Raw genomic sequence first — 15360 nt, 5'->3', positions numbered from 1 at the left:
CCCGCGGAGGAGGCGGCCGGGCGGCGTCGTGGACGGCGGAGGACTCAGGCCTCCCCGGCGACCTGCCGTTCGCAGGACTCGACCACGTTGACCAGCAGCATGGCGCGCGTCATGGGACCCACACCGCCGGGGTTGGGGGACATCCAGGACGCGACCTCGGCGGCCGCGGGGTCGATGTCACCCGTGAGCCTGCCCTTGCCCGTCTCCGGATCCGGCACGCGGGAGACGCCCACGTCCAGCAGCACCGCGCCGGGCTTGACCTGCTCCGCGGTGACCATGTGCGGGCGGCCCGCCGCGGCCACCACCACGTCCGCCCGGGCGAGCAACTCGGGCAGGTTCTGCGTGCCCGTGTGCGCGAGCGTGACCGTGGCGTTGATCTCCCGCCGGGTGAGCAGCAGGCCCATGGGACGGCCCACGGTCACGCCGCGGCCGATCACGAGCACCTCACGCCCCGCGAGCTCCACCCCGTGGCGGGTGAGCAGCTCCACGATCCCGTGCGGCGTGCACGGCAGCGGGGAGGTCATGGGCTCGCTGACGTTGAGGACCAGGCGCCCCAGATTGGTGGGGTGCAGCCCGTCCGCGTCCTTGGCGGGGTCGATGCGCTCCAGGATCGCGTTGGTGTCCATGTGCTCGGGCAGCGGGAGCTGCACGATGTAGCCGGTGCACTGCGGGTCCTCGTTGAGCTCGTCGATGACGCGCTCGAGCTCCTCCTGGGACGCGTCCGCCGGAAGCTCCCTGCGGATCGAGGCCAGACCCACCTGCTCGCAGTCGCGGTGCTTGCCCGCCACGTACGAGCGCGATCCGGGATCGTCGCCCACAAGCACGGTGCCCAGTCCGGGGACCGCGCCGCACTCCCGCAGCCTCCCGACCCGCTCGGTCAGCTCGTCCTTGATCTGGGCCGCCGTGGCCCTGCCGTCGAGGATCCTGGCCGTCACCTCACCACTCCTCGAGGCCGGGGTACAGCGGGAACTGCTCGGTGAGCGCGTCCACCCGGGAGCGCAGCCCGTCGATGTCCGCACCGGGCTTGAGGGCCTGCGCGATCACGTCCGCGACCTCGGTGAACTCCGTGGCCCCGAAGCCGCGGGTGGCCAGCGCGGGGGTGCCGATCCGCAGCCCCGAGGTGACCATGGGCGGGCGGGGGTCCCACGGCACCGCGTTGCGGTTCACGGTGATGCCCGCGCGGTGCAGCAGGTCCTCGGCCTGCTTGCCGTCCAGCTCGGAGTCCCGCAGGTCCACGAGCACCAGGTGCACGTCCGTGCCGCCAGTCAGCACGGAGACCCCGTGCTCGGCGAGGTCGGGTGCGGTGAGCCGCTCGGCGAGGATCTGGGCGCCCTCGATCGTGCGCTGCTGGCGCTCGGCGAAGCCCTCGGAGGCCGCGATCTTGAACGCCACGGCCTTGCCCGCGATCGCGTGCATGAGCGGTCCGCCCTGCTGCCCCGGGAACACCGCGGAGTCGATCTTCTTCTTCAGGTCCGCCTCGCACAGGATCACGCCGGAGCGCGGGCCCGCCAGGGTCTTGTGCACCGTGGAGGTGGTCACGTGGGCGTACGGCACCGGGTTGGGGTGCAGGCCCGCGGCCACCAGTCCGGCGAAGTGGGCCATGTCCACCCACAGCTTGGCGCCCACCTCGTCCGCGATGGAGCGGAAGGCCTCGAAGTCCAGCTGGCGCGAGTACGCGGACCAGCCGGCCACGATCACGTTCGGGCGGGCCTCCAGGGCCTGCGCACGCACCTTGTCCATGTCGATCCGGTAGCTGTCCGGGTCCACCTCGTAGGCCGCGATGTTGTAGAGCTTGCCCGAGACGTTGATCTTCATGCCGTGGGTGAGGTGTCCACCGTGGGCCAGTGAGAGGCCCATGAGGGTGTCACCGGGCTGCATGAGCGCGGCCATCACGGCGGTGTTGGCCTGCGCGCCGGAGTGTGGCTGCACGTTCGCGTGCTCGGCCCCGAACAGCTCGCACGCGCGGTCGCGGGCCAGGTTCTCCACCACGTCCACGTGCTCGCAGCCGCCGTAGTAGCGGCGCCCGGGGTAGCCCTCGGCGTACTTGTTGGTCAGCACGGAGCCCTGCGCCTCGAGCACGGCGCGCGGTGCGAAGTTCTCGGAGGCGATCATCTCGAGCGTGGAGCGCTGGCGGCCCAGCTCGTCGTCGATCGCGCGCGCCACGTCAGGATCCACCTGGGAGAGCGGCTGGTTGGTCACGGAGTCTGCCGGGGTCGGCGTCATGCTCCACCTTCTTCGTCGTCGGTAGGGTCCGCACCAGCATATCCGTGCGCCGCCCAGCTGCTGTTCGGTGCGTCACACGGCTTCCCGCCGGACCGGGCGCGCGTCCCCCTCCCCCGCCCGCGGGTCCGGCCGCGTACCGGTGGGGTGGAGCCCGGTGTGGTACGCGGGGGACGAATGCCGGTAACGTGTGTGCCCGAACCGCTCGCGGAGCACTCGCGCGGTCGACGCACGCCGGGCCGCCGTTGTCCCTGGAGGTTGCGAGCATCCGCACCATCCCTTCCACCCGTTGCCTGTGCTAGGAGTACCCGCGCCGTGAACGTCCTTCCCACTGCCCCGTTCACCGCCGCCATGCCCCGCGTGTCGGACGGCCACGCGCCGTCGGAACCCGTGGACGTGCTGCGCACCCGCTACGCCGCCGTGATCTTCGACATGGACGGCGTGGTCACGGACACCGCCGGCGTGCACGCCCGGGCGTGGAAGAAGCTGTTCGACCAGCTGCTGCAGGATCCCCGGCTCGAGCCCGCGGAGCCGGGCGGCCGGGTGGAGCGCGAACCCTTCGACATGGCCGGCGAGTACCGCGCCCACGTGGACGGACGACGCCGCGAGGACGGTGTGCGTGCACTGCTCGCCGCCCGCGGGGCGGCCCTCCCGGAGGCGGACGGCCACGCAGACCCGCAGCCCGGGGACTGGACCGTGCAGGGGCAGGCGAGCGCCAAGGACGGGTTCTTCCACGAGGAGCTCGCCGAGCACGGGGTCCGTGTCTTCGACGGCACCGTGGCGCTGATCGGACGCCTGCGGGACAGCGGCGTGCCGGTGGGACTCGTGACCGCGAGCCGCAACAGCGGTGTGGTGCTCGCGGCCGCCGGGCTGCAGGACTCCTTCGACCGGATCGTGGACGGCAACTGGGCCGCGGAGAACGGCCTGCCCGGAAAACCCGCGCCGGACACCTTCCTGGAGTGCGCCCGGCTGCTCGGGGTGGACCCCGCGGACGCGGTGGTCGTGGAGGACGCCGTGGCCGGTGTCCAGGCCGGTGCCGCGGGTGGCTTCGGCCTGGTGGTGGGAGTCAACCGCGACGGCGCCCGCGAGCGCCTCTACCGTGCCGGTGCCCACGTGGTGCTCAACGACGTCTCCGAGCTGGACCTGGGGGCCCGCCGGGACGACACCTGGCGGCTCGTCTTTGACGGCTTCGACCCCGCCACCGAGGCCCGCCGCGAGGCGCTGCTGACGCTGGCCAACGGCTACATGGGCGTGCGCGGCGCGGCGTGCGAGTTCCCCGCCAACGGCGTGCACTACCCCGGCACTTACCTGGCCGGCGTGTTCAACCGCGTGCTGAGCCACGTCAACGGGCGGGACGTGGAGCACGAGTCCATGGTCAACGCCCCCAACTGGCTCCACCTGGACCTGCGGTTCTCGGACGGCCGCTGGTGGTCCGAGGGCGGGCTGCGCGCGTCGCAGGAGCGTGTGGAGCTGGATCTGCGCCGGGGTGTGCTCATCCGCACGCTCGTGCTCACGGACACCGAGGCCGACCCCGCGGACCCGGAGCCCGAGCGCAGCCTGGAGATCGAGCAGCGCCGCCTGGTGTCCCTGCGCTACCGCCACCTGGGCGCGCAAGAGACGCGCATCGTCTCGCGCGGCTACCAGGGGCGGCTGCACGTGCGCACGGGCGTGGACCCGGCGGTGACCAACAGCGGGGTGGCCGAGTACCGCGAGCTCAACTCCCACCACCTCCTGCTGCTGGACTCCACCACGCTGCCGGACGAGCACGAGACCCTGCTGTCCCTCGTGCGCACGTCCCAGTCCAAGATCGAGATCGCCATGGCCCAGCGCACCCGCATCGAGTGCGAGGGTGCGGTGACCGAGCGCCGCGAGGTGCGCCCCGGTGGCATCGAGTTCCGCCGCCACACCGTGCAGGTGACGCCGTGGAGCCCCGTGCTCGTGGACAGCACCACCGCCGTGGTCACCAGCCGCGACGCCGCGATCGGCTCGCCGCGGGACGGGGCGCTCGCAGAGCTCAACCGCACGCCGTTCGGGGTGCGCAAGCTGCTCGCGTCCCACGAGATCGAGTGGGCCCGGTTCTGGGACCGCTACGAGGTCACCCTGGAGTCCACGGAGGATACCCCGGAGCACCTGAGCACCCAGCTCGCCATGCGCACGCACCTGTTCCACGCCGCACAGACCCTGGCCCCGCACCTGACCCTGCGCGACGCCGGTGTCCCCGCCCGCGGTCTGCACGGCGAGGGCTACCGCGGCCACATCTTCTGGGACGAGCTGTTCATCCTGCCGGTGATCAACATGCGCCAGCCGCACGTGACCCGCTCCCTGCTCTCCTACCGCTGGCGCCGCCTGGCCATGGCCCAGCAGCGGGCCCAGGAGATCGGCCTCTACGGTGCGGCATTCCCGTGGCAGTCCGGTTCCGACGGCCGGGAGGAGACTCCCCCGGAGCTGTACAACCACCACTCCCGCCGCTGGCTGCCGGACAACTCCTGGCGGCAGTTCCACGTGGGGCTCGCGATCGCCTACAACGCGTGGGTGTACTACGAGTCCACGGGTGACATGGACTGGCTCTCCGGCCAGGGTGCCGAGCTGATCATCGGGATCACCCGCCTGTTCGCGTCCCTGGCGGAGTACGACTCCCACGACGGGCGGTACCACATCGCCGGGGTCATGGGCCCGGACGAGTACCACGACGGCCCCGCGGGCCAGCACGGCGGCGGCCTGAAGGACAACGCCTACACCAACGTGCTCGCCTCGTGGCTGTTCCGCCACTCCGCCCACATCTTCAACGACATGGTGGAGCACCAGCGCGAGTACCTGGAGTCCCGCTTCGAGATCTCCCCGCAGGAGGTCCAGACCTGGCTGAACATGGCCAAGAACATGTACGTCCCGTTCAACGCGGACGGCACGATCGCCCAGTTCGAGGGCTACGACGAGCTCGCGGAACTGGACTGGGACTTCTACCGGAACAAGTACCGCAACATCGGCCGCCTGGACCTCCTCCTCGAGAACGAGGGGGACATGACCAACAACTACAAGCTGACCAAGCAGGCGGACACCATCATGCTGGTCTACCTGCTGGGTCCGGAGGGTGTGATCGAGGAGCTCGCCCGCATGGGCTACACCACAGACCTGGACGCCGTGCAGCGGACCGTGGACCACTACATCGCCCGCTCCTCGAACGGCTCGTCCCTGTCCCGCGTGGTCAACGCCGCGGTGCTCGCGTGGCTGGACCCGGACCGCTCGTGGGGCTCCTTCCAGGACGCCCTGATGGTCGACCTGGACGACACCCAGGGCGGCACCACGGGAGAGGGCATCCACCTGGGTGCCATGGCCGGGTCGGTGGACGTGGTCACCCGCGCCTACGCCGGGCTGCGCGTGCGCGGCGACTGGCTCGAGTTCCAGCCCGCGCTGCCGCGTGAGATCGAAGCCGTGGACTTCACCGTCCTGTACTACGGGCAGGTCATCGAGGTCTCCCTGGACCACGACATCCTGGAGCTGGAGGGCAGCTCCGTGAAGGCGGATCCGGTGACCATCCACGTCAACGACGCCGAGTACGTGCTCAAGGGCGGCCAGAAGATCTCCGTGGCGCTGCGCCACCGCGAGTCGCGCCGCCCGGAGAAGGCCACCGCGGCCCTGCGCCGCCGGTTCATCTCGGACGCCGGCGAGTCCTGAGGCACGGCGGGTGACGCCACCGGGCCGGGCACGGCGGCGTCACCCGGGGCCCGAGCCCGGGGCCCGCGCCCGGCACTGCCACGAGGCTGCGGACCGCTGCGGTCCCCGCCCCGGGGAGCGCAGCCCACCGCACGCCGGGCCGGGCCGCACTAGACTGTGCCGCATGACACACAGTGCTTCCTCCGCGTCCGACGCCGCCCGCGGACCGCTCGTCCTCTCCTACGGCCAGAGCCGCCCCGTGGTGTCCGAGACCGCGTTCGTGGCTCCGAACGCGACCCTGGTGGGGGACGTCTTGGTGGGGGCGGGCGCGGGGATCTTCTACGGTGCCGTGGTGCGCGGTGACCGCTCCCCGCTGCGGATCGGGGCGAACTCGAACCTGCAGGACAACGTGACCGTCCACTCGGACCCGGAGCACCCCACCACGATCGGCGAGCGCGTGAGCGTGGGCCACGGCGCAGTGGTCCACGGCTGCACCCTGGAGGACGACGTCCTGGTGGGCATGAACGCCACCGTGCTCAACGGCGCCGTGGTGGGAAGCGGCAGTCTCATCGCGGCGGGCGCCGTGGTCCTGGAGGGGACCGAGGTGCCGCCGGGCTCCCTCGTGGCCGGTGTGCCGGGGAAGGTGCGCCGCGAGCTCACGGGCGAGGAGCGCCGTGCGGTGAGCCGCAACGCCCAGCACTACATCGTGCTCTCCCGGGAGCACCGCGCCCTGAACGCCTGACCGGAAACCCCCGAGCACCACGGCGGCCCGGACTCGTGGAGTCCGGGCCGCCGCCGTGCCCGCTGGCTTTCAGCGGGCGCAGCTCAGTGGAAGAAGTGGCGCGCTCCCGTGACGTACATGGTCACGCCGGCGGCCTGGGCCGCCGCGACGACCTCCTCGTCCCGGATGGAGCCGCCGGGCTGGACCACGGCGCGCACACCGGCGTCCAGCAGCACCTGCAGCCCGTCCGCGAACGGGAAGAACGCGTCCGACGCCGCCACAGCACCGCGGGCGCGCTGCGCACCGTCCTCGGCGAGCGTGTTGGCGCGCTCCACGGACAGCCGGCACGAGTCCACGCGGTTGACCTGGCCCATCCCGATGCCCACCGAGGCGCCGTGGTCCGCGAGCAGAATCGCGTTGGACTTCACCGCGCGCAGGGAGCGCCACGCGAACTCCAGGTCCGCGAGGGTCTGCTCGTCCGCGGGCTCACCCGCGACCAGTGTCCAGTTCGCGGGGTCGTCGCCGGGGGCGTCGAGGCGGTCCGCCTGCTGGATCAGCGCACCACCGGACACCCCGCGCACCTCGAGGGGGTCCCGGTCGAAATCCTCGGGCAGGGCGAGCAGGCGGATGTTCTTCTTGGCGGAGAGGATCTCCAGGGCCTCGGGCTCGAACTCCGGCGCCACGACCACCTCCGTGAACACGGGCTTGAGGTTGCGGGCCATCCCCGCCGTCACGGGGCGGTTGGCGGCCACCACTCCCCCGTAGGCGGAGAGCGGGTCGCACGCGTGCGCCTTGAGGTGGGCGTCCGCGATCGGGTCCGCGGCACCGGGGGTGGCCACGGCCACGCCGCACGGGTTGTTGTGCTTGACCACGGCCACTGCCGGCTGGTCGTAGTCGTAGGCGGCGCGCAGTGCGGCGTCCGCGTCCACGTAGTTGTTGTAGGACATGGCCTTGCCGTGCAGCTGCTCGGCCTGCGCAATGCCCGGCGAGGCGGCGTCGTCCGTGTAGAGCGCGGCCTTCTGGTGCGGGTTCTCGCCATAGCGCAGGGACTCGGCGCGCTGCAGGGCCAGTCCGGCGTAGGGCGGCCAGAAGTTGGCCTCCGGGTCGTGGTCGAACTGCTGCGCGGTCCACGTGGCCACGGCGGTGTCGTAGGCCGCGGTGTGGGCGAAGGCGGCCGCCGCGAGCCTGCGGCGGGCGGCGAGGTCGTAGCCGCCCTCCTGGGCGGCGCGCACCACGTCGGGGTAGCCGGCGGGGTCCACCACCACGGAGACGGCGGCGTGGTTCTTGGCGGCGGCGCGCACCATGGAGGGCCCGCCGATGTCGATCTGCTCCACCACGGCGTCCTGGCCGGCGCCCGAGCGCACCGTGTCCTGGAACGGGTACAGGTTCACCACCACCAGGTCGAAGGGCTCGATCTCCAGCTCCGACAGCTGCTGCACGTGCTCCGGCTTGCGGCGGTCCGCGAGGATCCCGGCGTGCACGCGCGGGTGCAGGGTCTTGACCCGCCCGTCCAGGCACTCCTGGAAGCCGGTGACCTCGGCCACCTCGGTCACGGGGACCCCTGCGGCCTGGATGGTCTTCGCGGTGGAGCCGGTGGAGACGATGTCCACGCCGGCGTCGTGCAGCCCGCGGGCGAGCTCCTCGAGGCCGGTCTTGTCGTACACGGAGATCAGGGCACGCTTGAGCGGCACACGGTTCAGGTCGGAAGTGTTCACGGACTCTCCAGGAAGACGTGGGGACGTGTGGTCCGGCGCGGCGGCGACGGTGCGGGCACCGCAGGTCAGCGCCCGGTCCAGTCTACGGCCGCGGTCGCCGGCGCAGCCCTGTGCGGCGGGCCTGCTCAGCGGGCGAGGTCGGCCAGGCAGTCCACGAGCAGCTGCCGCTCCGCCGTCTTGATGCGCTCGTGCAGGGTGTCCTCGGTGTCCTGGTCCTCCACGGCCACGGCGACCTGGGCGAGGATCGGCCCGGCGTCCACGTCCGCGACCACCTCGTGCACGGTGGCGCCCGTGAGCTTCACGCCGTAGGCCAGGGCGTCGCGCACCGCGTGCGCCCCCGGGAACGACGGCAGCAGCGAAGGGTGCGTGTTGACCACGAGCCCGGGGAACGCGGCCACGAACTCGGCGTCCACGATGCGCATGAATCCCGCGAACACCACCCGCTCGGGGTGGTGGGAGGCCACCGCGCGCTCCAGTGCGCGGTTCCACTGCGCCCGGTCGGGGTGGTCCGCGGGGCGCACCAGGAACGTGGTGATCCCGGCGGCCTCAGCCCGTTCGAGCCCCGTGCACGGCCGGTCGGCGCCCACCGCGACGATCTCCACGGGGGCGTCCCCGTGGTGCAGGTCGTCGATGACCGCCTGCAGATTCGTGCCGGACCCCGAGACCAGAACCACTATGCGCATGGGCCCATGCTAACGGCCGGGCCGGGCCGCGGACCCCGGCGGGGGCACCCCCGCGCCTCGCCTACAGTGGTGGGCATGCAGGATTCGCCCCGCCGCGGCACGCCGCCCCACGACCACACCCCCGGCTCCCCCGATCCCTCGGGCCGTTCCGCAGCGGACGCCGCGCGCGTGAAGCTCGCCGCCACCGCGGCCGGGCTGGCCGTGCTGGCCTCGGCCTTCGTGAGCGGTGACGTCTGGGCCACGGTGCTCGGGATCGTCCTGGCCGTCGCGGGTGTGGTCCTGGGCATCGTGGCCCTCGCGCGGCTGCGGGGTTCCGCGGCCCGGGCGCTGGTGGTCGCCCTCTCGGTCATCGCGATCCTGTGGGGCACGCTCAACGCCTTCGGCGGCGGCAGCCGGCTGCTCGTGTGGCCGGCCTCCGAGGCGTTCCAGGAGTGCACGGACCGGGCGCTCACGCTGTCCTCCACGTCCCAGTGCCAGCAGCAGCTCACCGACAACGTGTGGCGCCACCTCTCGGGCGATCCCGTGGAGACCGGCTTCCCCACGCAGCAGCCCTCGCCCGGTCCGTCCGCGTCCACCTCGTCGTCACCCTCGCCGTCCGCGACGAGCACCGGCACCGGGTCCCCCACCGCCGCCCCGTCGAGCGCGGCGTCGGGCACCCCGTCCGGCACACCCTCGACCTGACGCGCCCGGCGGGGCTGCGGGTCCTGCCTGGGTGAAGCTAGCGCTCGTTCTCCCGGTCCATCGCGGCGAGCCGCGCGGCCTTGCGCTTGGCGGACCGGCGCTCGGCACGACGCCGCTTGGCCTCCTCCCGCGCGGACACCGCGGGCCGGTCCTCGGGCCCGGCACCCCGCGACACCGCAGTGGACCCGCCGGTCGGGCGCCCGGCACGTAGTGGCTCCTCTCCGGACCGGCCGGCCGTGGCAGACAGCTTCCGGGGCGCCGGTCCGGTCACGGGCTGCCGGGGGTCGCGTCCACGAGGCTCCGAGGAGCCGGCGGGAGCGCGTCCTGCGGAGCCGTCCGCGTCCTCCCCGCCGACCGCGCCCGACGCCGCGTGGTCCCGCGAGGTGGGTTGCGCCGGGTTCCCGCGTCCCCCCAGGCGCCAGCGTCGTGCTCCGGTTGCGGCGGGCGCGTCCACGGGCTCTTCGGACGCTCCGTCCGCACCCGTGGGGTCCAGGGGGTCCGTGGTCGGGGTGCCGGCACGGTGCGGATCGTCGGGGGCCGGGGCGGCGTCGTCGTCCGCGGTGGCCCGCACCCGGGAGCGGTAGCCCTCGTGCTCCAGCCAGGGGCCGAGCAGGTAGCCCACGGCGGCGCCCACGGCGAGCTCGGCACCCAGCCACAGGAAGACGGACCCGGCGTGCGGGCCGACGTCCGTGAGCCGGCCGATCCCCAGCGAGCCGTGGGACAGCCACGCGAGCACCGAGACCAGCCCGGCCCCCACCGCCGCAATGAACACGACGGTCAGCACGGTGGAGAGCAGGAACGTGATCCAGCGCAGGGGCAGGCGGATGGCCATCCAGTCGTCCAGGTGGTTCTCCCCCTCCCGGCAGAACCACCAGCCCGCGAGCAGACCGGCGACCACCGGAATGGCCAGCACCCCCGGGGCCAAGGCCCACGGGTCGCCGGTGGGCACGGCCGCGAGCACGGGCACCTCGGGAAGAGGGCCCAGCGCGGTCTGGAACGGGGACGTGGTGGTCCCCGCCCCCAGGGAGAATCCCGCGCCCGTGGCCCAGGCGAGCGCCCAGACCACCATGTTGGGCAGGTACCCCAGCTGCAGTGCGGTCAGGGCGGTGTCCCCCGCGGGATCCGTGCCGAGGTCCTGGTAGACGGCGATGACGGCGTCCCAGTTCCAGGCGAGGGCCGCCGTGAGCAGCAGCGCGCCCCCCGCCACGGCGGCCACGGCGGCCAGGAAGCCCGCGCGGATCACGGCCCACACGTAGGAACCGGCCCACCGGGAGTACTGGCTCGTGCGCTGCAGCCAGGACGCGGCGTCGGCTCCGAGGACGGCCGCGAGGGAGCGGGAAACGCTCCAGCCACCCACCAGGGTTCCCAGCGCCACGGGAACGAGGGGGCAGAAGGCCGCGGCCACGAGGTCCACCGAGGCCTCCTCCGTGCGGCTGAGCAGCCCCACGAGTGCGCCGAACACCGCGTAGCCGACCATGCCCGCGGCGAACGGCAGCAGGAACTGGCCGCGCCAGCACGCCCGGGCGATCCGTCGTCCGGCAACCACCGAGAGGCCGAACGGGATCAGGGTGAGGCCCAGCGGCACCAGTGTGACGGTGCCGCCCGCGAGCGACAGACCCTCGACGGCCTGGATGGACAGCGGAGCCCCGTGGGACAGCAGCCACACCTGGCCCGCGAGCCGCAGGCTGCCCCCGGCCCCGAGGGTGTCCGAGCCGCCCGCGGCCCAGACGGCGCCGAGCAGGAGGGCACCCAGCAGCAGGCTCACCGCGGCCACCACCAGGAGTTCGATGACCCCCTGCAGCGGGAGGGGCATGGGGATGCCGTCGTCCCCGCGTCCGGGGCGGGGCTCGGTCGGGTCCTGCGCGGCGGAGGAGCCGCGGGCCCGCCAGCGGTCGCGTACGCCCGAGACGGCGCCGGGCACAGAGGGAAGTTTCATCCCTCCCATCCTCCCACGCCCGCGCCGTCCGCCAGGGCAGCGTTGTTCGCGCGGATTTCACCCGCCGGCCACCGTGGGGTGACGCTGCGGTGGGGCGCGGCCCCCACCGTGGGAACCGTGAGAATCGCACTGGTGGCCGAACAGTTCCTCCCCCACGTCAACGGCGTCACCCACTCCGTCCTCCGCGTCCTGGAGCACCTCCGCGACCGCGGCCACGAGGCCATGGTGATCGCCCCCTCGTACGAGAAGACCCTCTTCCTGGGCTCCGTGGACCACGTGGACGGCGTGCGCATCGAGCGCATCCCGTCCCTGCCCCTGGCGGGGTACCCGGAGGTCCGGGTGGCCAGCTGCAGCGTCGCCCGCATGCAGCGCATCCTGAACCGGTTCGCGCCGGACGTCGTGCACGTGGCCTCCCCCTTCATCCTGGGCTGGCAGGCCATCCAGGCCGCCAACGGCCTCGGCCTTCCGTGCGTGGCCGTGTACCAGACGGACGTCCCCGGCTACGCCGCGCGCTACGGGGCCCCGGTGCTGGAGAAGGCCATGTGGTCCCACGTGCGCACCATGCACAACACCGCCACGCTCACCCTGGCGCCCTCCACGGCATCCATCGCCGCGCTCCACGAGAACGGGGTCCAGCGGGTGCACATGTGGCGCCGCGGCGTGGACACGGCCCGCTTCCGTCCCGAGCTGCGGGACCACGCGTGGCGGGAGCGCGTGGGCGGCGGCCGGCGCCTCGTGGGCTACGTGGGCCGGCTCGCCCCGGAGAAGCAGGTCTCGGACCTGGTGGTGCTGGACTCGCTGCCGGACACCCGCGTGGTCGTCATCGGCTCGGGCCCGGAGAAGGAGTCCCTGCGCACGCTGCTGCCCAACGCCCACTTCGAGGGCTTCCTCGCAGGCACGGAGCTCGCCACCGCCATGGCCTCCCTGGACGTGTTCGTCCACCCGGGCGAGCACGAGACCTTCTGCCAGACCATCCAGGAGGCCATGGCCTCCGGCGTGCCCGTGGTGGCCGTGGGCCGCGGCGGCCCCCTGGACCTCGTGGACTCCTCCCGCACCGGGTGGCTCTACCGCCCCGGGGACACCGAGCAGCTGCGCGAGCGCGTCCGGGACCTCGTGGGCGACGACGCCAAGCGCCTCGCGTTCGCCCGCACCGCCCACCGCACGGTCCAGCCGCGCACGTGGGCCGGGGTGTGCGACCAGCTGGTCGAGCACTACGAACGGGCCCGCACGGTCAACGCCCGCCGGCTGCGGGCACGTGCCGGATCCAGGCTCGAACGGACGGGACCCGCCGGTTTGCAGTGAGCCTCCCCGGGCCACGGCAGATGCCCGGGGGTGCCGCACGTGCGCCCCGAAGACCCCTCGCAGACCGCAATTGCGGTGATGTCGACCACATCTGCATCCCAGCACCCCGTGATCCGGGTCTCACGGGGTGCATTGGTTAAGTTTTGATGACATTCCCGGCCGGTCCCTGGCTCGCGCCCGGACCGCCTGGCTACGCTCGAACCATCTTCACGAGATGCGCCTGCGCGAGGGCGGACACGCCCCTGCGCACCCCGAGCTCCAACTCGGCGCACGCCAACCCTCGGTCCAGGGGTGGATTGGATGACGAAGAGGCCGGGTCACACGCGTGGCTCCGGCAAGCAGCCAGAAAGCACAGAAGGCCACACACCATGAACAGCACAGCACAGCGACCATCGCACGGCACCGACGCCGGGACCGAGTCCCGCGAGCAGTGGGTGGACGTCACCGTCCGCGCAGACGTCGCCCACCAGCTCGTCTCCCTCACCGGGGCGGACGGACACGAGCGATCCTTCCGCACCGAGGACGTCCGTGAGCTCGCGCTCGCCACCCAGCACACGCGCGGCCGGGGCCAGTGGTGCGCCAAGTACCGTCGCCTCCTCGTGCCGGGAGCCTCCCGGGTGACCGGAGGCATGCCCTTCTTCAAGCTGGAGCCGCTGCCGGCCTGAGCCACTCCCACCGGGGCAAGGGCGCTCCGGCGGACCGTTGCCACCTGAACAGCACCGGCACTCGATCACCACTGGGGCCCGGCACCACGCGCGAACCGCGCACGGTGCCGGGCCCCAGATCGTGTCAGGGAGCGGGCGGATCAGCGCCCTGTGCCCTGCCGCTCCTCGGCGATCAGCTCGGCGGCGCGCTCACCGATCATGTAGACCGTGATGTTGGGGTTCACGGTCACGAGCTCCGGCATCACGGAGGCGTCCGCCACACGCAGCCCGGTGACGCCCTTGACCCGCAGCTGGGGGTCCAGCGGCGAGTCCGCGTCCTCCACCGGGCCCATGCGGCACGAGCCCGCGGGGTGGTACACCGTGTTGTGGGTGCGGCGGATGTAGTCCGCGATCTCCTCGTCGCTCTGCACGTCCTCGCCCGGGAAGAGCTCCTTCCCGGCCCATTCGGACATGCCCTGCTGCGCCACGATCTCGCGGGCCCGGCGGATGCCCGCCGTCATGATCCGCATGTCGTAGCCCTCGGGATCCGTGAAGTAGCGGGGATCCACGCGGGGCTTGTCGCGGAAGTCCCGGGTGCGCAGCCGCACGGTGCCGCGGGAGCGGGCGTGCGTGACGTTCGGGGTCAGGCAGAACGCGTTGTCCGCTGTGGGGTAGCCCTGCCGGTAGGTGTGCATGTCGAAGTTCACGCTGCCGTAGTGCATCATCAGGTCCGGACGGTCCAGGCCCTCGTCCACCTGGTCGAAGACGCCGATCTCCCACCACTGGGTGGAGTCCTCCACCATGGGCTTCTTCGCCTCCCACTGGATCACCGCCTCCGGGTGGTCCTGCAGGTGCGAGCCCACGCCCGGGGAGTCCACCAGGACGTCCACGCCCACCTCGGCCAGGTGCTCGGCGGGGCCGATGCCGGAGAGCATGAGCAGCTTGGGGGTGTCGATCGCCCCGGCGGAGACGACCACCTCGCGGCGCGCGGAAATGGTGTGCGCCTTGCCGAACGCATTGTCGGTGACCTCCACGCCGGTCGCACGGCGGTCCTCGTCGAACAGCACGCGCTTGACCTGCGTGCCGGTGAGGATCGTGAGGTTCTCCCGGTCCTGCGCGGGGTGCAGGTAGCTCACGGAGGAGGAGGAGCGGGTGCCGTCCTCCCGGGCGCTGATCTGGAAGAAGTTGGCTCCCTGGGTCACGGTCTTGCCGGTGTTGAAGTCCGCGCGGGGGATCCCGGCCTGCTCGGCGGCGTCCAGCAGGGCGACGCCGCTCGGATCCGCCGGGGGCACGTTGCGCAGCCGCACGGGCCCGTCGTGGCCGTGGTGGGCGCCCGGGTCCTCGTTGTTCTCGAGCTTCTGGTACAGCCGGAACGCCAGCTCGGAGTTCCAGCCCTCCGCCCCGTGCTTCGTCTCCCACTCGTCCAGGTCCTCGGACGGCGCCCAGAACGCGATGCACGAGTTGTGGGACGAGCACCCGCCCAGCACCTTGGCACGGGCCATGCGCATGAAGGAGTTGCCGTTCTCCTGCTCCTCCAGCGGGTAGTCCCAGTCGTGGCCGGACTCCAGCAGCTCCATCCAGCGGTTGAGCTGCAGGACCTCCGGGTACCCGGCGTCGTGGTCGCCGGCCTCGAGCAGGGCCACGGTGACGTCCGGGTCCTCGCTCAGGCGGGCGGCGACGACCGCCCCTGCGGATCCTGCTCCCACGACCACGTAGTCGTACTCGGCGATGGTGTTCTTCTCGGTCATGCCTTCTCCCTTCGGTGGGTGCCCGACGCCGCGGTGCGGGACCGCGGCGTCGGTGCCGG

General features: G+C 72.6%; 11 protein-coding genes. 5 read left to right on the top strand and 6 right to left on the bottom strand.

Annotated features, from left to right (window positions below):
* Positions 1-44: 44 nt before the first annotated feature.
* Positions 45-935, bottom strand: coding sequence for a bifunctional methylenetetrahydrofolate dehydrogenase/methenyltetrahydrofolate cyclohydrolase (locus P8S73_RS10180; protein WP_039100891.1), 891 nt, complete (start codon positions 933-935; stop codon positions 45-47).
* A 1-nt stretch (position 936) separates the two neighbouring features.
* Positions 937-2223 carry a serine hydroxymethyltransferase gene (gene glyA, locus P8S73_RS10175; RefSeq protein WP_059280828.1) on the bottom strand — a complete coding sequence of 429 codons (1287 nt, stop codon included), beginning with the start codon at positions 2221-2223 and terminating at the stop codon, positions 937-939.
* Positions 2224-2535: 312 nt separating this feature from the next.
* Here glyA and P8S73_RS10170 point away from each other — a divergent pair, with 312 nt between their 5' ends.
* On the top strand, positions 2536-5892 hold the full coding sequence (locus tag P8S73_RS10170) for a beta-phosphoglucomutase family hydrolase (RefSeq protein WP_059280827.1): 3357 nt from the start codon (positions 2536-2538) through the stop codon (positions 5890-5892).
* A 163-nt stretch (positions 5893-6055) separates the two neighbouring features.
* Positions 6056-6613, top strand: a complete 558-nt coding sequence (locus tag P8S73_RS10165) for a gamma carbonic anhydrase family protein (RefSeq protein WP_396350369.1) — start codon at positions 6056-6058, stop codon at positions 6611-6613.
* A gap of 83 nt (positions 6614-6696) precedes the next feature.
* On the opposite strand, the gene purH is transcribed toward P8S73_RS10165, so the two are convergent.
* Both purH and purN read right to left on the bottom strand, forming a co-directional pair.
* Entirely contained in the window at positions 6697-8307 is a 1611-nt protein-coding gene (purH, locus tag P8S73_RS10160; RefSeq protein WP_135010366.1) for a bifunctional phosphoribosylaminoimidazolecarboxamide formyltransferase/IMP cyclohydrolase, read from the bottom strand.
* Between the two features lie 125 nt (positions 8308-8432).
* Positions 8433-8990 (bottom strand): phosphoribosylglycinamide formyltransferase, encoded by a 558-nt coding sequence (purN, locus tag P8S73_RS10155; protein ID WP_135010368.1) that lies wholly within the window; start codon positions 8988-8990, stop codon positions 8433-8435.
* Between the two features lie 75 nt (positions 8991-9065).
* On the opposite strand from purN, the gene P8S73_RS10150 reads away from it, so the two are divergent.
* Positions 9066-9671, top strand: coding sequence for a hypothetical protein (locus P8S73_RS10150; RefSeq protein ID WP_135010371.1), 606 nt, complete (start codon positions 9066-9068; stop codon positions 9669-9671).
* A gap of 37 nt (positions 9672-9708) precedes the next feature.
* Here P8S73_RS10150 and P8S73_RS10145 read toward each other — a convergent pair whose 3' ends face one another.
* Entirely contained in the window at positions 9709-11607 is a 1899-nt protein-coding gene (locus tag P8S73_RS10145) for a DUF6350 family protein (protein ID WP_396350368.1), read from the bottom strand.
* Positions 11608-11724: 117 nt separating this feature from the next.
* Here P8S73_RS10145 and P8S73_RS10140 point away from each other — a divergent pair, with 117 nt between their 5' ends.
* Together P8S73_RS10140 and P8S73_RS10135 are read left to right on the top strand one after the other, a co-directional pair.
* Positions 11725-12909 carry a glycosyltransferase family 1 protein gene (locus tag P8S73_RS10140; RefSeq protein ID WP_208546829.1) on the top strand — a complete coding sequence of 395 codons (1185 nt, stop codon included), beginning with the start codon at positions 11725-11727 and terminating at the stop codon, positions 12907-12909.
* Positions 12910-13277: 368 nt separating this feature from the next.
* Positions 13278-13574: a hypothetical protein gene (locus P8S73_RS10135; RefSeq protein WP_019310221.1), complete on the top strand. Its 297-nt coding sequence runs from the start codon at positions 13278-13280 to the stop codon at positions 13572-13574.
* Between the two features lie 140 nt (positions 13575-13714).
* On the opposite strand, the gene P8S73_RS10130 is transcribed toward P8S73_RS10135, so the two are convergent.
* Complete coding sequence (locus P8S73_RS10130; protein ID WP_059280822.1) at positions 13715-15301, bottom strand: GMC family oxidoreductase; 1587 nt, start codon at positions 15299-15301, stop codon at positions 13715-13717.
* Positions 15302-15360 lie beyond the last annotated feature (59 nt).

This window comes from Kocuria sp. ChxB, from assembly GCF_044359605.1.
In the GTDB taxonomy this organism is placed as follows: Bacteria; Actinomycetota; Actinomycetes; order Actinomycetales; family Micrococcaceae; genus Kocuria; species Kocuria rhizophila.
This window is presented reverse-complemented; position numbering and strand designations above follow the sequence as displayed.

Bases quoted from the DNA above. Each gene is read 5' to 3' on its own strand.
- P8S73_RS10145 (WP_396350368.1), bottom strand. From the start codon at position 11,607: ATGAAACTTCCCTCTGTGCCCGGCGCCGTCTCGGGCGTACGCGACCGC.
- P8S73_RS10150 (WP_135010371.1), top strand. From the start codon at position 9,066: ATGCAGGATTCGCCCCGCCGCGGCACGCCGCCCCACGACCACACCCCC.
- purN (WP_135010368.1), bottom strand. From the start codon at position 8,990: ATGCGCATAGTGGTTCTGGTCTCGGGGTCCGGCACGAATCTGCAGGCG.
- P8S73_RS10130 (WP_059280822.1), bottom strand. From the start codon at position 15,301: ATGACCGAGAAGAACACCATCGCCGAGTACGACTACGTGGTCGTGGGA.
- glyA (WP_059280828.1), bottom strand. From the start codon at position 2,223: ATGACGCCGACCCCGGCAGACTCCGTGACCAACCAGCCGCTCTCCCAG.
- P8S73_RS10135 (WP_019310221.1), top strand. From the start codon at position 13,278: ATGAACAGCACAGCACAGCGACCATCGCACGGCACCGACGCCGGGACC.
- P8S73_RS10165 (WP_396350369.1), top strand. From the start codon at position 6,056: ATGACACACAGTGCTTCCTCCGCGTCCGACGCCGCCCGCGGACCGCTC.